The sequence below is a fragment of the Lutibacter sp. genome, assembly GCF_046055765.1.
Classification (GTDB): Bacteria; Bacteroidota; Bacteroidia; order Flavobacteriales; family Flavobacteriaceae; genus Lutibacter.
The window spans coordinates 17,294-35,634 of sequence record NZ_JASFZF010000096.1 but is presented as its reverse complement, the minus strand read 5'-3'; the positions used below and the strand labels follow the sequence as shown (position 1 = coordinate 35,634).

Annotated in this window: 17 protein-coding genes; 11 read left to right on the top strand and 6 right to left on the bottom strand. The window is 28.9% G+C overall.

The window, feature by feature from the left end; genetic code table 11:
- Positions 1 to 2: 2 nt before the first annotated feature.
- From QM495_RS09490 to QM495_RS09480, 3 genes are read right to left on the bottom strand one after another with little or no spacing between them, the layout of a single operon-like run.
- Positions 3 to 518, bottom strand: coding sequence for a DUF4252 domain-containing protein (locus tag QM495_RS09490; RefSeq protein ID WP_408671867.1), 516 nt, complete (start codon positions 516 to 518; stop codon positions 3 to 5).
- 8 nt (positions 519 to 526) lie between these two features.
- Positions 527 to 949, bottom strand: coding sequence for a hypothetical protein (locus tag QM495_RS09485; RefSeq protein WP_408671866.1), 423 nt, complete (start codon positions 947 to 949; stop codon positions 527 to 529).
- Positions 936 to 1,445 (bottom strand): RNA polymerase sigma factor, encoded by a 510-nt coding sequence (locus QM495_RS09480; RefSeq protein WP_408671865.1) that lies wholly within the window; start codon positions 1,443 to 1,445, stop codon positions 936 to 938. The genes QM495_RS09485 and QM495_RS09480 overlap by 14 nt, the downstream gene beginning before the upstream one ends.
- Positions 1,446 to 1,586: 141 nt before the next feature.
- On the opposite strand from QM495_RS09480, the gene QM495_RS09475 reads away from it, so the two are divergent.
- Positions 1,587 to 3,056 carry a S41 family peptidase gene (locus QM495_RS09475; protein ID WP_408671864.1) on the top strand — a complete coding sequence of 490 codons (1,470 nt, stop codon included), beginning with the start codon at positions 1,587 to 1,589 and terminating at the stop codon, positions 3,054 to 3,056.
- Positions 3,057 to 3,071: 15 nt separating this feature from the next.
- On the opposite strand, the gene QM495_RS09470 is transcribed toward QM495_RS09475, so the two are convergent.
- Complete coding sequence (locus tag QM495_RS09470) at positions 3,072 to 3,986, bottom strand: patatin family protein (protein ID WP_408671863.1); 915 nt, start codon at positions 3,984 to 3,986, stop codon at positions 3,072 to 3,074.
- A gap of 46 nt (positions 3,987 to 4,032) precedes the next feature.
- Between QM495_RS09470 and QM495_RS09465 the strand changes: the two genes are divergently transcribed.
- The 3 genes from QM495_RS09465 (at position 4,033) to pepT (ending at position 6,928) form a co-directional block, all read left to right on the top strand.
- The gene (locus QM495_RS09465; RefSeq protein WP_408671862.1) at positions 4,033 to 5,070 is read left to right on the top strand and encodes a WD40/YVTN/BNR-like repeat-containing protein; all 1,038 of its coding nucleotides are present in this window, start codon (positions 4,033 to 4,035) and stop codon (positions 5,068 to 5,070) included.
- Positions 5,071 to 5,072: 2 nt separating this feature from the next.
- Positions 5,073 to 5,630 (top strand): hypothetical protein, encoded by a 558-nt coding sequence (locus tag QM495_RS09460; RefSeq protein ID WP_408671861.1) that lies wholly within the window; start codon positions 5,073 to 5,075, stop codon positions 5,628 to 5,630.
- Between the two features lie 62 nt (positions 5,631 to 5,692).
- A complete protein-coding gene (gene pepT / locus QM495_RS09455; protein WP_408671860.1) occupies positions 5,693 to 6,928 on the top strand; it encodes a peptidase T in 1,236 nt (411 codons plus the stop codon).
- Between the two features lie 15 nt (positions 6,929 to 6,943).
- Here pepT and QM495_RS09450 read toward each other — a convergent pair whose 3' ends face one another.
- A complete protein-coding gene (locus tag QM495_RS09450; protein WP_408671859.1) occupies positions 6,944 to 8,392 on the bottom strand; it encodes a phospholipase D-like domain-containing protein in 1,449 nt (482 codons plus the stop codon).
- 184 nt (positions 8,393 to 8,576) lie between these two features.
- On the opposite strand from QM495_RS09450, the gene lysA reads away from it, so the two are divergent.
- The 6 genes from lysA (at position 8,577) to gcvT (ending at position 17,176) form a co-directional block, all read left to right on the top strand.
- Positions 8,577 to 9,785 carry a diaminopimelate decarboxylase gene (lysA, locus tag QM495_RS09445; protein ID WP_408671858.1) on the top strand — a complete coding sequence of 403 codons (1,209 nt, stop codon included), beginning with the start codon at positions 8,577 to 8,579 and terminating at the stop codon, positions 9,783 to 9,785.
- A gap of 351 nt (positions 9,786 to 10,136) precedes the next feature.
- Positions 10,137 to 12,581, top strand: a complete 2,445-nt coding sequence (gene thrA, locus QM495_RS09440) for a bifunctional aspartate kinase/homoserine dehydrogenase I (RefSeq protein ID WP_408671857.1) — start codon at positions 10,137 to 10,139, stop codon at positions 12,579 to 12,581.
- Positions 12,582 to 12,585: 4 nt separating this feature from the next.
- A complete protein-coding gene (locus QM495_RS09435; protein ID WP_408671856.1) occupies positions 12,586 to 13,515 on the top strand; it encodes a homoserine kinase in 930 nt (309 codons plus the stop codon).
- A gap of 1 nt (position 13,516) precedes the next feature.
- Positions 13,517 to 14,812: a threonine synthase gene (thrC, locus tag QM495_RS09430; protein WP_408671855.1), complete on the top strand. Its 1,296-nt coding sequence runs from the start codon at positions 13,517 to 13,519 to the stop codon at positions 14,810 to 14,812.
- A gap of 20 nt (positions 14,813 to 14,832) precedes the next feature.
- A complete protein-coding gene (locus QM495_RS09425) occupies positions 14,833 to 15,966 on the top strand; it encodes a trans-sulfuration enzyme family protein (protein ID WP_408671854.1) in 1,134 nt (377 codons plus the stop codon).
- A gap of 127 nt (positions 15,967 to 16,093) precedes the next feature.
- A complete protein-coding gene (gene gcvT, locus QM495_RS09420; RefSeq protein WP_408671853.1) occupies positions 16,094 to 17,176 on the top strand; it encodes a glycine cleavage system aminomethyltransferase GcvT in 1,083 nt (360 codons plus the stop codon).
- Here the strand turns inward: gcvT and QM495_RS09415 are convergent.
- Positions 17,173 to 17,712: a 1-acyl-sn-glycerol-3-phosphate acyltransferase gene (locus QM495_RS09415; RefSeq protein ID WP_408671852.1), complete on the bottom strand. Its 540-nt coding sequence runs from the start codon at positions 17,710 to 17,712 to the stop codon at positions 17,173 to 17,175. The two genes, gcvT and QM495_RS09415, sit on opposite strands and share 4 nt — an antisense overlap.
- Positions 17,713 to 17,811: 99 nt before the next feature.
- On the opposite strand from QM495_RS09415, the gene QM495_RS09410 reads away from it, so the two are divergent.
- Positions 17,812 to 18,339 (top strand): DsrE family protein, encoded by a 528-nt coding sequence (locus QM495_RS09410; protein ID WP_408671851.1) that lies wholly within the window; start codon positions 17,812 to 17,814, stop codon positions 18,337 to 18,339.
- The last annotated feature ends 2 nt before the right edge of the window (positions 18,340 to 18,341 follow it).

Below are 18,341 nucleotides of genomic sequence, written 5' to 3'. Positions count from 1 at the left end.
TATTAATTTTTTTCTTTAATACCACTATTAGGAATGTGTGCTTCAGTAAGTTTAGATATTTTATTTAAATCAATATCTCCAGTTAATGATAAAATAACAGCTTCTTGGTTTGATTTATGTTGTAAATCACTAACAAACATTAATAATTCGCTTACGTGATCATCATCTTTACCAGATTTAATATATATTTTCACCTTGGCATCTTTGTCTTTTACTCGCATTAACTCTGTAAGTTTTGCAGATTTTAAATATTTTAAAACTACAGTTTCCATTTCCTTTGCTATTTCTGAATTTTCAGTAGTAAAAACTCTAAAAGAATGTAAACCTTTTACCATATCAAAGTATTCTTTACCTTCTTCTCCACTGCCTCTAAATTTTGCAAGCATTTTAAAAGCATTTTGTGTTACAACTACAGTTGTTACGTCATCCATTTCTTCAAACTTGTCAAAAATTGAATTTTGAGCATAATTTGTAAATGATATTAGTGCGATTGTTATTAATAAGATTATTTTTTTCATTTTTTGTTTCATTTAGGTTGTTTAAAAATTTTGTTTGTTGTGTTTCCAAAACGTTGTAATTGTGTAATTGCAACATTCCCTTTGTTTAAATTTGTTGAAAGCATTTGGAATGCGCCAATAGTTTCGGCATAAACTTTATCTGCTTTTCTTTGTTGAATATTTTCATATCCACTGTAAACACTTACTAGTAATATTACTGAGGCAGCTACAGATAGCCATTTCCAATTCTTCTTTTTACTGTTTAATTGAATGGTTTTTGTAAAACGCTCATTTTTACTAGTTGAAAAATACCCGAATAATGCTTGATATTCTTCTAAATGTGGAGCTACATTATCACTTAAGAAATAAGTTTTCAACGCTGTTTCTTCTGCAATGCTTGTTTCAGCATTTAGATATTTTTCCAACAACTTTTCTATGTTAGCTAATTCCATATTTGTGTTGTTTTAATAATTGTTCTCTAATTGTTTTCCGTGCTCTAGATAATGTTACTCGAATTGCTGTTGGTTTTAAATTCAATAATTTTGCAATCTCATCAAATTCGTATTCTTCAATATCTCTAAGCTGTATAATTAATTTTTGTTGCGCTGGTAAGTTTTCAATTAATTCATGAACTTTACTTACACTGTCATTAAGTTCCATTCGTCTATCTAAAGACGTTCCATTTTCTTTATAATTACTATGAATCAATGTTAAATTACTTGCTTGTTTTGATTTTAACCGATCAAAACAATAATTTTTTGTCATTGTCATAGCAAAAGCTTCTATGCTTTTATACTCTTTTAATTTTTCTTTATTTTTCCATAACTTAAAAAGTAATTCTTGAGTTGCATCTTCAGCTTCTTCAGTAGATACAAGTAACCTTTTCGCCACGCGAAACACTTTATCTTTAAAGGGCATTACAGTTTTTAAAAACTCAGATTGCTTCATTTTAAGTTTGGTGTTACAACATTTTTTGCTGCTGTTACAATTATGACGAGCAAGTTTCGTTTTTGTAACAGTGGCTATTAAATTTTGTAAGAAAAATTAATATCTTTCGACTTAAATTAAGGTTAAATATAAAATTATAAAATGAAGAAAATTAACTATTCGCTATTAATATACTTAATTTTTAGTATAGTTTTTATAAGTTGTACTAAAAATAATGATATTGAAGTTCCTCAAAATATTGAAATTCAAGATTTTGTATGGAAAGGAATGAATTCATGGTACAATTGGCAATCAGGTGTGCCTAATTTAGCAGATTCTAAAAATGATGATACAAATGCTTATTTTTCTTATTTAAATAGTTACTCAAACCCTGATAGTTTATTTGAAAGCTTGCTCTACAATCCTGGCACAACTGATAGGTTTTCTTGGTTTATTGATAATTATGAAGTTCAAAACAATGCATTTCAAGGAATTTCAACATCTTTTGGCTTTCGTTTGCAAGCCGTTACAACAAATGGTAGTGGAAATATAATTATATATGTGCGATATGTTGCACCAAACTCACCTGCAAGTAATTCAGGAATACAAAGAGGTGATATTATAAATGCTCTCAATGGTTCAGTTTTAAATGAAAGTAATTATAATAATGTTATAAAAGGTTTTAATAATGAAACAATTACGTTGTCTTTTGTCTCTGAAAGTAACGATATTCTAACTCCTATTGAAGATAAAACAATAACTGCAATTGAATTATCGGAAGATCCAGTACATTTTAAAACTGTTTTTAATAATATTGATGGGGGAAAAGTTGGTTACTTGGTTTATAATTCATTTAGATCTTCTTACAACGATGAATTGAATGCCGCTTTTTCATATTTTCAAAGCGAAGGTATTGATGAGTTAATTTTAGATTTAAGATTAAACGGTGGTGGTGCTGTTTTAACAGCCACATATTTGGCAAGTATGATTTATAATAATGCTAATGAAAATGTTTTTGCGGAATTAAAATTTAATAGTAAGCATTCAAATGAAGATGGCTTTTATTATTTTGACAATACGCTAGATGTTTATAATTCAAATGGTGATAATATTGGTCAGGAGTCTATCAATAGGTTAACTTCAATTAATCAGTTGTATGTTTTAACATCATCTAGCACTGCATCAGCAAGTGAAATGATTATTAATGGTTTAAAACCTTTTATTCCTGTAAAAGTAGTCGGTACAACAACGTATGGTAAAAATGTTGGTTCTATTACACTTTATGATTCTCCATCTTCAAAATACACTAGTATTTCAAGCGCAAACCCAAATCATTTAAAAGCAATGCAACCCATTGTATTTCAAATATATAATAAAATAGGTCAAAGTGATTATGCAGAAGGATTTGCACCGGATATTGAAGTGAAAGAATATAATTTTTGGAATGCTATTTTACCTTTTGGTGATGAAAATGAAGTTGTTTTAAAAGCTGCGTTAGATGATATTCGTGGACTTAGTGGTAAAAGTGAAAGCACTTTGAAATATAAAAATAGCAAGGCTTTTAATGTGATTGTACTTGAAGATAAATTTGAAAAAGAAATGTATATTGATAGTGATTTTTTTAATCAATAATCAGATCAAATTTTATTATAAATTAGGTCTAAATTCATTCGTAAATTCATTATATTTAAGTTGTGCATGCTTATACCCTTGCACCCACCATTTAGTCATTAATTTTTTATCAAAAACTAAAGAGTTTGTTGTTAAAACTGTTGGTGTGTAATATAAATTAAGCTTTACATTATAATCACTCGCTGATAATTTTCCAATAGTAATATTATGTCGCTCTACATGCTCTAACATAAAATCAAAAATGTCAAATAATATAGAAAAAGGATTCTTAGATTGAATTCTATTAATTTGAGTTACTTTGGTTTCTAAAATAATAGCATCAATTTCTGTAGCTCCACGTAAAATAGCTTCCTTAATAGGAACAATGCACCCAAACCCTCCATCTGCATATTGGCAGCCATCTTTAACTAATACACTCATAAATGGAGCATAATTGCATGAAGCCCAAATCCAGTCACAAAAATCATTATACGTACAATCATTAATTGATTTGTATTCAACTTTATTAGTAGATAAATTAGATACAGTAACTACAGACTCAATATTATTGTATTTTATTTGTTGATACATTTCTTCTGTAATATTCCTTTTTATAAGTTTTCGTAAATTTTTACTTTCTCCAAATGTTTTTCTGCCATTTATAAAATTCCAAAACGTATTAAGATGATTTATGCTTATAACTTTTTCTCCATGAATTTTTCTTATTAAAAAAGGATTATTACTAAATATTGTTTTTTGATCAACATTTGTGTATAAATGTTTTAACTCATCAATCATTCCTAATGCCAAATGTGAAACCATTAAACTACCTGTAGAAGAACCTAAGAATAAATCATATTTTCTCTTTTTTTCTTCCATTAAAAACTGTGCAACACCTCCCGCGAAAGCGCCCTTGCTTCCGCCTCCAGAAATAACTAATGCTCTTTTCATAAAGCTATGATTGTTTTATGTATTTTAGTACTTTAAAAATATTAAAATGAAAAGAATTCTACAATGCTTAGTAATCTTATTTTCCATCATTTCTTGCAAAGAAACATATAAATCAAGAGCTAGCATAAAAATTTCAATTGAAAAATTTAAAATGGATGGCACAAGTATTCGTGCTATTGCAATTTTAAATGATTCATCTGCTGTGTATGTGGGTTCAATTGGTGATATTGGAGTTGTTTCAGAAACCGGTAAAATTACTGAAATTCAAAATATTTCAACGGATACAATTGTGCCTCATTTTAGATCTTTAGCACTAAACAAAAATGCTGTTTTTGCTTTAAGTATTGGTAATCCAGCACTACTCTACAAGGTTGAAAATAATAAAATTACTATAGTTTATAAGGAATTTGATAAAAAAGTTTTTTACGATTCGATGCGATTTTTTGACAAACTAAATGGAATTGCAATGGGTGATCCTACTGATAATTGTTTATCTATAATAATAACAAATGATGGAGGAAATACTTGGGAAAAAGTAACTTGTAAAAATTTACCTAAAATTGAAAAAGGTGAAGCAGCTTTTGCAGCGAGTAATACGAATATTGCTATTGTGGGTAAAAATGCCTGGATTGCTACTGGTGGATTAAAATCGAGAGTTTTCCACACTGCAGATATGGGGTTAACATGGAATGTGTATGAAACACCTATAATTCAAGGAAAAAGCACCACTGGAATATACACTATAGATTTTTATAATGAAACTCAAGGAATTATTTGTGGTGGAGATTATACAGATAAATTTGGGGAAACAGCAAATAAAGCATTAACATTTGATGGAGGAAAAACTTGGAAACTTGTTTCGGAGGGTACTTTACCAAACTATGTGAGTTGTGTTCAATATATACCAAAAACTAAAGGAAAAGAGATAATGGCTGTTTCTACAAATGGTATTTTTTATTCAAAAAACTCAGGTAGAAATTGGGAAAAAGTGAGTGATGAAGGATTTTATTCAATTAGATTTGCATCTTCAGCCATTGCTTGGCTTTCTGGTAATGAAGTAATCGCAAAAATGATACTTAAATAAGTATGAAAAAAACTATTATTTTAATAGCTTCTATACTATTTCTATGGGGTTGTAATAAACAATATAAGCTAAGTAAATCATTTAATTGTAATCCAATTAAAACAGTAAATAAAATAGAAATTAAAGATTTTAATAATAACTTCATATTAACTATTCCAAATAATTGGAAATCAAAGCTATACTTTAGTAAATATGAATCTGAAATATTTGTGGCTGATACTTTAAAACAACTCACAGAATCATTCATTTTATCAACTTCATTTAATTTAGGAAAAGTAACTTTAAATAAAAATTTCTATCAAAAAACAGATTCTATTTTAGTAGCTAATAATTTAGAACTCTTAAAATCAGGAATTGATACATATCAATCTAAACAAGCTTATTGGTATGTTGCAAAAGGTTTCAAAAATAAATTTACTTTTCATCAATTTAATTTAACTTCAAAAAGAACTGAAAACTCTTATTTTAATGCTTCTGTAGAGATTTACGGAGATAAGAATGTAAATGAACGAATTTGTGAAGCAATTTCAATACTTCAAAAAGTAAAATTTTTGCAATAATTTATGATAATTTGATTGTAAAACCTTTATCAAAATCTTACTTTTGAAAAAAATATAATAATATGCAAAAAATAATAGATCGCTTTGTAAAGTATATCACTGTAGATACACAATCAGACCCAAATAATCCAGATTTCCCAAGTACAGAAAAACAATGGAATTTGGCACATATTTTAGTGAAAGAATTAAATGAAATAGGCTTAGAAGATGTAACATTAGATGATCATTGTTACATAATGGCTACATTACCTTCAAACGTAGAATTTAAAGTACCAACAATTGGCTTTATTGCTCATATTGATACAAGCCCTGATTATACAGGAACTAACGTAAAACCACAATTTTATCCTAATTATAATGGAGAAGATATTATTTTAAATAAAGAAGAAAATATTGTTTTGTCACCAAGTTATTTTGATGATTTGTTGTTGTATAAAGGTCAAACTTTAATTACTACTGATGGTTCTACCCTTTTAGGTGCTGATGATAAAGCTGGAATTACAGAAATAGTTTCGGCAATGGAATATTTAATGGAGCATCCAGAAATTAAACACGGTAAAATTAGAATTGGCTTTACACCTGATGAAGAAGTTGGGAAAGGCGCACACATGTTTGATGTTGAAAAATTTGGTGCAGATTGGGCTTATACAATGGATGGTAGTCAAGTTGGTGAGTTAGAATATGAGAATTTTAATGCGGCTGGTGCTGTTGTAACCATAAATGGAAAAATTGTACATCCTGGTTATGCAAAAGGCAAAATGATAAATTCAATGACTATTGCAAGTGAATTTATCGCTTCTTTACCAGAAAATGAAGTTCCTGAAAAAACCGAAGGCTATGAAGGTTTTTTTCATCTTCATAATATGAAAGGAGAAGTTGAGAAAACTGAATTACAATATATTATTAGAGATCACGATCTTAAATTATTTAAAGAAAGAAAGGTTTTATTTCAAAAATTAGTAAATGATTTAAACAAAAAATTAGGTGCTAACCTTGTTGAAGTTGAAATAAAAGATCAATATTTTAATATGAGAAAAAAAATTGAGCCTGTAATGCACGTTGTTGATATTGCTGAAGAAGCAATGAAACAATTAGGCATTAAACCTTTAATTAGTGCAATTCGTGGTGGAACTGACGGGTCTCAACTTTCGTATAAAGGATTGCCTTGTCCTAATATTTTTGCTGGCGGACATAATTTTCACGGTCGTTACGAGTATGTTGCAGCAGAATCTATTCAAAAAGCGACAGATGTTGTAGTTAAAATTGCTGAATTAACAGCAGAAAGAGCTAAAAAATAATTTTATTATTATAATTTAAAGCTGGTTAAAAAAGAATATTCTTGCAAGTTTTGCTCTAAAATTATCCTTAATTTGAATATTTCTATTAATTAACAACTTGTCTGCTTTCTCTGGTTTAATATTCTCATTAAATTTATTTATGAGTTTTTTACTGATAATTGTATCAAAAAAAACAGCAACCAATTCACCCTCATAATAATAAGATCTTGGTTGGAAGTTAAAACTTCCAACCATTGCTATTTTATCATCTACCACCAAATATTTAGAATGTAGGGATGCTCCTTTCTTTAAATAAACTTCCACCCCTAACTTAGCTGCTTCTAAAGAGGACGTAAGTATTGGGTTAGATAATACTACCTCATTTAAACTTGCTTCTGAATTAGTTAAAAGTCTTATTTTAACACCCTTGTGAATCGCTTTTTTAATTGCACTTTTAAATGGAGTTGTCATAATAAAATAGGCGTTCTCAATAACTATAGATTTTTTTGCTTCAGAAATTAATTTTACAATTCCAGTTGTAATATTTTGATCCGCTTTCCTGTTTTTTGTTCCAGGATTATGGTTGTTGATAACTACTGGGATAGTTTTTAATAAATTAGGAGCTCTATTTACTTTAGAAACCTTTGGTATTAAATCAAAATATTTTGCAAGTTTATTATTTTTAACTTGTTCATTCCAAATTTCGGCAAAAATATTGTACGTATCCATTGCAGCGCTTCCGTCAATAAAAACATCAACATCTTGCCAAAAAACAGCACCAGAAATATGAGAATACATATTTCCATAATTCATACCTCCTAACACACATTTTAAACCATCTACAATAAATAATTTTCTATGATTTCCATTAGCCCGATAAGGTTTAGTACGCCAACGAATTATTTTAATTAGCCCTTCACTTTCTATTTCAAGATTATCCAATATTTTATTATGTAGCTTTCTTTCAGATACTTGCCCATCTACAATAATGCGAATGTCAATCAATTTATTCGTTCTTACTTTTTCTAATAATTTCTCTTTTAATAAAAAGCCTGTTTCATCATCATAAATTGCCCAAGTAGATATATAAATACTTTTTTTAGCTTCTTTAATTAATTTTAATCGCTTATTAAAACCATCAATACCACTATATATAATATAAGTATTGTAGGAATAAGAAATATTTGAATTTGTGCTTTTTGCATAATCATGTACATAATTACTGCAATCTGTAGATTTACAAGAATCATTTTCAACAATAGTTAAAATTTTCTTATTTAGTCTTTTCCAACTTAAATGATTTTTCTTAAACCCACTTCTAAATGATAAGCCTTTTTGATCAATCCCCCCAAACAGAACAGAATTTAACATATGAAGTTTCGTGTTAAATTTCTCGTTTTTGAATTTCTTATATCCTTCATTGTTTTGAGGGAAAACTTGTGAAAAATTCAATACAAAAAGTATAATTAAACTTATCTTTTTCATATTTAAAAGCATTAGTACTTAAAATTAGAATATTAATTTTTAAAAAAGTATTACAAAACTCACATTTCAAATTTATTAAGTTTTTTGCTGAAAATTTAACAACTCATTAAATAATGTAATTTAAACAAATTATATTTTAAAAATTAAATACATTTGATACATTTGATACTTCAAAAAAAAAAGAATGGATAATCAATTACTAGTGTCTCTTACAGAAAAATACGGAAGCCCCTTATATGTTTATGATTCCGAAAAAATAAGTTCTCAATACAATCGTATTACGAATGCTTTCTCAAGTGTTAAAAATTTAAAATTAAATTATGCTGTAAAAGCGAATTCAAATATTAGTATTTTAAAGTTATTTAAAAAGTTAAATTCTGGAATTGATACGGTTTCCGTTCAGGAAGTTAGATTAGCTTTAGAGGCTGGTTTTAATCCAAAAGATATCATTTTCACACCCAATGGAGTTTCACTAGAAGAAATTGAACAAGCAGCTAAATTAGGTGTTCAAATAAATATTGATAATATTTCAATTTTAGAACAATTTGGTAGTTTATATCCTACTATTCCAGTATGCGTACGTATAAATCCTCATATTATGGCTGGAGGAAATAGAAAAATTTCAGTTGGACATATAGATTCTAAATTTGGAATTTCTGTTCATCAAGTACCTCATATTAAACGTGTTGTAGAAAATACAGGAATGACTATTAATGGAATTCATATGCATACAGGTTCTGATATTTTAGATATTGATGTTTTTTTAGCGGCAACAGAAATTCTTTTTAATACGGCTACTGAATTTAAAAATCTTGACTTTATTGATTTTGGAAGTGGATTTAAAGTTCCCTATAAAGAAGATGATATTTCTACAAATATTGAAGAATTAGGAGAAAAGTTAACGGAAAGATTTAATTTATTTTGTAAAGATTATGGGAAAGAATTAACCTTAATGTTTGAACCTGGCAAATTTTTAGTAAGTGAAGCGGGTAAATTTTTAGTAAATGTAAATGTTGTTAAACAAACCACATCTACTGTTTTTGCAAGTATTGATTCAGGTTTTAATCATTTAGTTCGCCCAATGATGTATGACTCATATCACCATATTCAAAATATTTCTAGTCCAAATGGAAGAGAGCGCTACTACTCTGTTGTGGGTTATATTTGTGAAACTGATACGTTTGGATCTAACCGCAGAATTAGTGAAATTAAAGAGGGAGATGTTTTGTGTTTTAATAATGCTGGCGCTTATTGTTTTTCAATGGCATCTAATTACAACTCACGCTATAGACCAGCAGAAGTGCTTTTACATGAAGGAAACGACTATTTAATTAGAAAACAAGAAACATTTGATGATTTGTTAAAAAATCAAGTTATCATAGATTTTGATTAAGAAAAATCAAAAAATTTGATTTGGAATTTTTAAGTATTCATAAAAAACATATTAAAATTCCGTTTTATATGAAGTTATTTTGTAAATAAATTAAAATAGTATCAAAATTTAACGAAAAGCTTTGTAGATTTGAAAAAATAATTAATTTTGCTATATGCAAGCTAAAGAATTACATCATCTAACAATTAACGCAATTACTATGCGTGGCTTTGCTGTTACAACTACTACAATTACTATTACCCTTTAGGGTTTATTTCTATTCATATTAACTGTACCCATATTCGTTTTCATAAGAAATGAAACAAGGAATATTTAGAAATCAAAAATTAATTTTAGTAAAAATAAGAACTCATGAAAGTATTAAAATTTGGAGGTTCATCAGTTGCTTCTTCAGAAAACATAAATAAAGTTATAACTATTGTTAAAGAAAGTGCTAATAGTACAAATGTAGCCGTAGTTGTTTCAGCTTTAGGAGGCGTTACAGATTTATTATTAGAAGCTGGAAATTTAGCTTGTAAAAGTAACGAATTGTACAAAAACCGCTTAAAAACTATTGAAGAGCGTCATTTGCAAGTTGTAAGAGAATTAATACCTGTAAATAATCAAAGTAGTGTTTTAGGATCTATAAAAAAGAAATTAAATAAATTAGAGAGTACACTTGAAGGAGTCTTTTTAATTAATGAATTATCACATAAGACATCTGATAAAATAGTGAGTTTTGGAGAATTGTTATCTTCGTTTATTGTTGCTGAAGCTATGAAATACAGTAATTTAGATGTTATATTAAAAAATTCCCAAGAATTAATTGTTACAAATGAAAATTTCTCAAATGCTTCTGTAAAGTTTGAAAAAACGTCTTCAAATATTAAAGATTTTTTCAGTCAAAACAAACATCAAGTTGTTGTGTTACCTGGTTTTGTAGCTTTAACTGAAAAAGGTGAAGTTTCAACTTTAGGGCGTGGAGGTTCAGATTATACAGCAGCTATTATAACTTCAGCAACAAATTCATCTATTTTAGAAATTTGGACAGATGTAAGTGGAATGTACACTGCAAATCCAAAATTTGTTCGTCAAGCATTTCCCATAAAAAATATTTCGTACCAAGAAGCTATGGAATTGTCGCATTTTGGAGCAAAAGTATTGTACCCGCCAACAATTCAACCAGTATTAGAAAAAGAAATTCCAATTGTTATAAAAAACACCTTCAATTCAAAAGCTGAAGGAACTTTAATAACCAAAGTTTCATCTAACAAAAATCCAATTAAAGGAATTAGTCATATCGAGAATATGGCTTTAATTACTTTAGAAGGAAGTGGAATGGTAGGTATTCCAGGTTTTTCTAAACGTTTGTTTGAATCGTTATCTCAGCAAAGAATTAATGTTTCGTTAATAACACAGGCATCTTCAGAACATTCAATTTGTATTGCCATTGATACTTCTGATGCGGAAAAAGCAACATTAGTAATTAATACCGAGTTTAGTTACGAAATTGAGCAACACAAAGTGGAACCTTTATTGGTTGAAAAAAACAATGCAATTATTGCACTGGTTGGTGATAATATGAAAAGTCATCAAGGAATTAGTGGTAAAATGTTTAGTACATTGGGTAAAAACAATGTAAATATTAGGGCGATTGCCCAAGGTGCTTCAGAAAAAAATATTTCAGCGGTAATTGCGCATAAAGATATAAAAAAAGCATTAAACACCTTACATTCAGCCTTTTTTGAAGATCAGACAAAACAGTTAAATTTGTTTGTTGTTGGAGTTGGAAACGTTGGAAGTAAATTAGTGCAGCAAATTAAAAATCAGCAACAGTATTTGCTAGAAAACTTGAAAATTCAAGTGAGAGTAATCGCTTTAACAAATTCTAAAAAAATGTTGTTTAATGAAGATGGCATTGATTTAGAAAATTGGAATGTACCGTTAGAGAATGCAGAAAACTTAAATATGGATTTATTTCACGCTAAGGTTACTGAATTAAACTATAGAAATAGCATTTTTGTTGATAACACTGCAAATGAAAGAATTTCAGGCTTGTATGCCAATTATTTAAAAGAAAGTGTGGCAGTTGTAACGTGTAATAAAATTGCATGTTCATCAAACTATTCAAATTATTTAAACTTAAAAAGTTTAGCTCGCGAGTACAACGCTCCGTTTTTATTTGAAACCAATGTTGGAGCAGGATTACCAATAATAGATACTTTAAAAAATTTAATTGCATCTGGAGATAAAGTAACTAAAATACAGTCAGTTCTATCAGGGAGCTTAAACTTTATCTTTAATAATTTTAATGAAAATAATTCTTTTCATGAAGTTGTTCAAAAAGCAGGTATTGAAGGGTATACAGAACCCGATCCAAGAATTGATTTAAGTGGTGTAGATGTGATGCGAAAAATTTTAATATTAGCTCGAGAAAGTGGAACAAAATTAGAATTAGATGCTATTGAAAATGATTCTTTTTTACCGCAATCAAGTTTAGAAGCAGTTTCTTTAGCCGATTTTATGGAAACATTAAATGTTGAAGCAACTCATTTTAATAAAATATATCAGAATGCTTCAATGAATAATTGTAGATTGAAATATGTTGCTGAATTTGATAACGGAAAAGCAAAAGTTGGTTTGAAAGAAATTACTTCAGACCACCCTTTTTATAATTTAGAAGGAAGTGACAATATTGTACTTTTTTTTACAGAAAGATATAGTCAGCAACCTTTAATAATTAAAGGAGCTGGAGCTGGAGCTGATGTTACTGCTTCTGGTTTATTTGCTGACATTATTAGAATTGGAAATAATTAAAATTATGAATGAATTAACAATATTTTCTCCGGCAACCATTGCTAATATATCTTGCGGTTTTGATGTGCTAGGTTTAGCACTTGATACTGTAGGCGATGAAATGACAATTCGTAAAGTTTCACAAAAAGGTGTGAGAATTACTAAAATTATTGGTCAAAATTTACCGAAAGAAACTCACAAAAATGTTGCGGGAGTTGCTGCTCTAGCTTTATTAGCTGAAATAGAAAGTAATTTTGGATTTGAAATTGAAATAGATAAACGTATAAAACCTGGAAGTGGTATTGGAAGCAGCGCTGCAAGTTCAGCGGGTGCAGTTTGGGCAATTAATGAATTATTAGGAAAACCATTTAACCCTTTAGATTTAGTTCGTTTTGCAATGGAAGGTGAACGTTTAGCAAGTGGAGTTGCTCATGCAGACAATGTGGCTCCTGCCCTTTTTGGTGGATTTACATTGGTTAGAAGTTATGAACCTTTAGATATTATTAAAATAAATACACCAAGTGAATTGTTTGCAACAGTAATTCATCCACAAATTGAAATTAAAACTTCTGATGCTAGAAATATATTAAAAACTACAGTTCCTTTGAAAGATGCTATTAAACAATGGGGTAATGTTGGGGGTTTGATAAGTGGCTTATACACTAATGATTATGAATTAATAGGTCGTTCTTTAGAAGATTATATAATTGAGCCAATTCGATCTATTTTAATACCAGCTTTTGATAAAGTTAAAGAGGAATCCATAAATACCGGTGCTTTAGGTTGTGGAATTTCAGGTTCAGGACCTTCTATTTTTGCATTAAGTAAAGGAAAGGAAATAGCTACAAAAGTCGCTGAAACAATGAAATTAGTGTATGATAAGGTTGGAATTGAATATGATATCCATGTTTCAAAAGTAAATACAAAAGGAATAAAAATTTTAGAAATTAAGTAATATGAATTTTTATAGTTTAAATAAAATAGCACCAAGTGTATCGTTTAAAGATGCTGTAGTTAAAGGTTTAGCACCCGATAAAGGATTATATTTTCCTGAGAAAATTAAACCCTTAGTAAAAGGCTTTTTTAATAATCTCAGTTACTTTTCAAATGAAGAAATTGCTTACGAAGTAATTAAACAATTTATTGCTGATGAAATTCCTGAAGCTGATTTAAAAGAAATAATTAAAGAGACACTTAGTTTTGATTTTCCAGTAGTACCAATTGAAGAAAATATTTCAACATTAGAACTGTTTCACGGACCAACAATGGCTTTTAAAGATGTTGGTGCACGATTTATGGCTCGTTGTTTAGGCTATTTTAATAAACAAGAAAACACAACTAAAATTACTGTTTTAGTTGCAACATCAGGTGATACTGGTGGCGCGGTAGCAAGTGGTTTTTTAGGTGTTGAAGGTGTTGAAGTTGTAATTTTATATCCAAGTGGAAAAGTAAGTAATGTTCAAGAAAAGCAATTAACAACATTAGGGAAAAACATTACAGCTTTGGAAGTAAGTGGTACTTTTGATGATTGCCAAACGATGGTTAAAAACGTTTTTTCGGATAAAGAGTTAACTTCAAATAAAAATTTAACATCTGCGAATTCTATCAATGTTGCACGTTGGTTGCCACAAATGTTTTACTTCTTTTTTGCTTATAAACAATTAAAAAACAAGAAAAAGGACGTTATTTTTTCTATTCCAAGTGGGAATTTTGGAAATATTTGTGCAGGAATGATGGCGCAGCAATTAGGTTTACCAGTAAAGCAATTTATTGCTTCAACAAATGTAAATGATATTGTTCCTAATTATTTAAAAACTGGAATATATACTCCAAAACCTTCAATACAAACCATTTCTAATGCTATGGATGTTGGGGATCCAAGTAATTTTGTACGAATTTTAGAAATCTATAAAAATAACGATGCAGAATTAAAAAACCATCTTACCTCCTATTCTTTTACAGATGATGAGACACGTGAGGCATTGAAATTCATAAAGGATAATTCAAATTATATTGCTGATCCACATGGAGCAGTTGGTTATTTAGGGTTGAAAAAATACTTATCAGACAACGATGCCCAAGGTATATTTTTAGAAACTGCACATCCAGTTAAATTTTTAGATGTTGTTGAACCTGTAATCAATGAAACTATTGAATTTCCTACACAAATAAAGGAAGTAATTGATAGAGAAAAAGTTTCAATACCTATTTCTACTTATGAGGAATTAAAACAATTTTTGCTAAATTCATAGAAAAGTGTAAATTAGTTATAATGAAATCTAAACCAAAATTTGAAACCTTAGCCATAAAAAGTATAGAAAATAAATTTATGGATTCAAAGCCTGTTAGCACACCAATATATTTATCGAGTACTTATGAAAGAAATGAAGATGGAACTTATAATAACAATTTCATTTACGCACGCCTTAATAACCCAAACCGTATGATATTAGAGCAAAGCATTGCTCAATTAGAGCAAGGTAAACATGCCTATGCTTTTTCTTCAGGTATGGCAGCAATTAGTGCTGTTTTTCAAAGTTTAAAAACGGGTGACCATATTATTTTACCTGATGACATTTATTATGCAATAAATAAATTAGTAGATGAAGTTTTTATACGTTGGAATTTAACCTACGATTTGGTAGATATGTGCGATTTAAAAGCTATTAAAAATGCTATAAAACCGGCTACTTCTTTAATTTGGATTGAAACACCTTCTAACCCACAATTAAAGATTAGTGATATTTCTGAAATTGCTAAAATGGCTCATAAAAATAATATAATTTGTGCTGTGGATAATACATGGGCCACACCTGTTTTACAAAATCCATTAAAGCTTGGAGCCGATATTGTAATGCATTCAACTACTAAATATTTTGGAGGTCATAGTGATGTGATTGGTGGTTGCATTGTTGTAAATAATAATAAAATAGCTAAAAAAATTAAAGCAATTCAATTATTATCTGGTGCAGTTCCTTCTCCTTTTGATTGTTGGTTAATTACAAGGGGTATTCAAACATTACATTTACGAGTTACAAAACAGTCTGAAAACGCTATTAAATTAGCCACATATTTAGAAAAACATCCAAAAATTGAAAAAGTGCATTATCCCGGTTTGGAAAGTCACTCTCAATATTCAATCGCAAGAAAACAACTAAAAAATGGTTTTGGGGCTATGATTTCAGTTTTAATTAAAGGGAATGAAGCTGCAGCTATTAAAATATCAACCAACTTAAATTATTTTACAACAGCAACTAGTTTGGGAGGTGTTGAAAGTTTAGTTGAACATAGGAAATCTGTTGAAGGTGAAAACAGTTCTACTCCATTCAATCTTTTAAGAATATCTGTGGGGATTGAACATATTGAAGACTTGATTGAAGACTGGGAACAAGCACTTCAGAAATAAAATTTTAAAACCATTTTTTACACTAAAAAAATAATTTTATCATTGTAAAATTAGTTGATAAAAAGGTAAAATACTACCAATCGAATTCTCGAATATTTAGTATTTTAGCAATACAAAACTTTATTAAATGAAAAATACTGCATTAACTCATATTCACCAAGCACTAGGTGCGAAAATGGTGCCATTCGCAGGCTATATTATGCCTGTTCAATACGAAGGTATAAATATTGAACACAAAACTGTTAGAAATAACGTAGGAGTTTTTGATGTTTCACATATGGGAGAATTTTATTTGAAAGGTAAAAATGCATTGGCATTAATTCAAAAAGTTACTTCAAATGATGCTGCTGTTTTAATAGATGGTAAAGTACAATATAGTTGTTTGCCAAATGCTGATGGTGGAATTGTAGATGATTTATTAGTGTATCGAATTAATAATGAAGAATATTTATTAGTTGTAAATGCTTCAAATATTGAAAAAGATTGGAATTGGATTTCACAACATAATGACTTAGGTGTTGAAATGATTAATAGTTCTGATGAATTTTCACTATTGGCCGTGCAAGGACCATTAGCAGCTAAGGCGTTACAATCTTTAACTGAGATTGATTTGACTGAAATGAAATATTACACTTTTAAAATAGGTAATTTTGCTGGAATGGATGATGTCATAGTTTCTGCTACAGGTTATACAGGTTCAGGTGGATTTGAATTATACATTAAAAATAAAGATGCTGAGCAAGTTTGGAATGCGGTTTTTAAAGCCGGAGCCGAATATGGCATTAAACCAATTGGTTTGGCTGCACGCGATACGCTACGATTAGAAATGGGATTCTGTTTATATGGAAATGACATTAATGATACTACTTCACCTATTGAAGCAGGTTTAGGATGGATTACAAAATTCACCAAAGACTTTGTAAATGCTGAAGAAATTAAAAAGCATAAAGAAGAAGGTGTTACAAAAAAATTAGTTGCTTTTGAATTAACTGAAAAAGGAATTCCACGTCACGGTTATGAAATAGTGAATGAAAATGGTACTATTATTGGTGAAGTTACTTCAGGAACTATGAGTCCTTCGCTTAAAAAAGGAATTGGCTTAGGTTATGTTGAAAAAGCATACGCTAAGCGAGATACTCAAATTTTTATACAGGTTCGTAAAAAAACATTAGCTGCAGTTGTTGTTAGGTTACCATTTTATAAGGCTTAGCAATTTTCGGGTATTTTACCTATAACATCTTTATAATATTCATGAAAGAAGTTAAAGTCTTTTTCCTTGTTATCAGTAAGATAATATGGTTTTGAGACTTTAACTTCTTTATCTTTAAAATTAAATGTTATCATCACAATTGGTACATTTGCTCCTTTTGCAATATAATAAAATCCTGTTTTCCATTTTTCTACTTTCTTTCTAGTTCCTTCGGGTGAAAGCGCTAAAATAAATTTTTCATTATTGTTAAACACTTCTACAATAGCATCAACTTTGTTGGTACTTGTATTTCTGTCAATTGGAGTTCCTCCTAACCATCTAAAAATAAAACCAAAAGGAGGCTTAAATAATGCTGCTTTACCAATATAGTTTGCTGGTACTTCCTCTGCAAATTTAATAGCAATTCCAAGAGGGAAATCAAGCCAGTGCGTATGTGGAGCGCCAATAATAACACATTTTTTTAAATCTTTTTGGAATTCTCCAACAGTTTTCCAACCTAAAATTGTGTATAATATAAATCGAGAAAAATATTTCATATCATTGTTAATAACTCCGTTTTTATTTTTAAACTTGAAGTTATTTCAACAAAGATAAAAATCTTACTTTTATAAACTAATATTTAAATTATTACGGTTGTGAAAAATATAATACTTTTACTCTTTTTGGTTAATTTCACTTCAATTATTGGTCAAGAAGCCGAAATTATTAAAGGTTACGGGAAAGTTTATTCTATTAAAAACCCTGATTTATTATTGAAAACTAATACAGAGTATAAAATAATTTTTGATATTTTTACTGATAAATCTAAAAAAAATGGTGTAAATCCTTTGCTTAATACTGTTGCACGTTATTTAAATATGCATGCACAACAAGGAGTATTATTAGAAAACATGAAGATAGTTATTATTTTACATGGGGCAGCAACAAAATACACTATAAACGATATTGCTTTTGAAAATCAATTTGAAATAAAAAATCCAAACAGTAAATTACTACAAGAACTTAAGAAATCGAATGTTGAGTTGTTTGTGTGTGGACAATCTTATGTTGCAAATGGATTTAAAATTGAAAATAAATCGTCGAATATTAAATTGGCTCTTTCAGCTTTAACTGCATTAGTTCATTTTCAAACTGAAGGATATCAAATTATTAATTTTAATTAAAT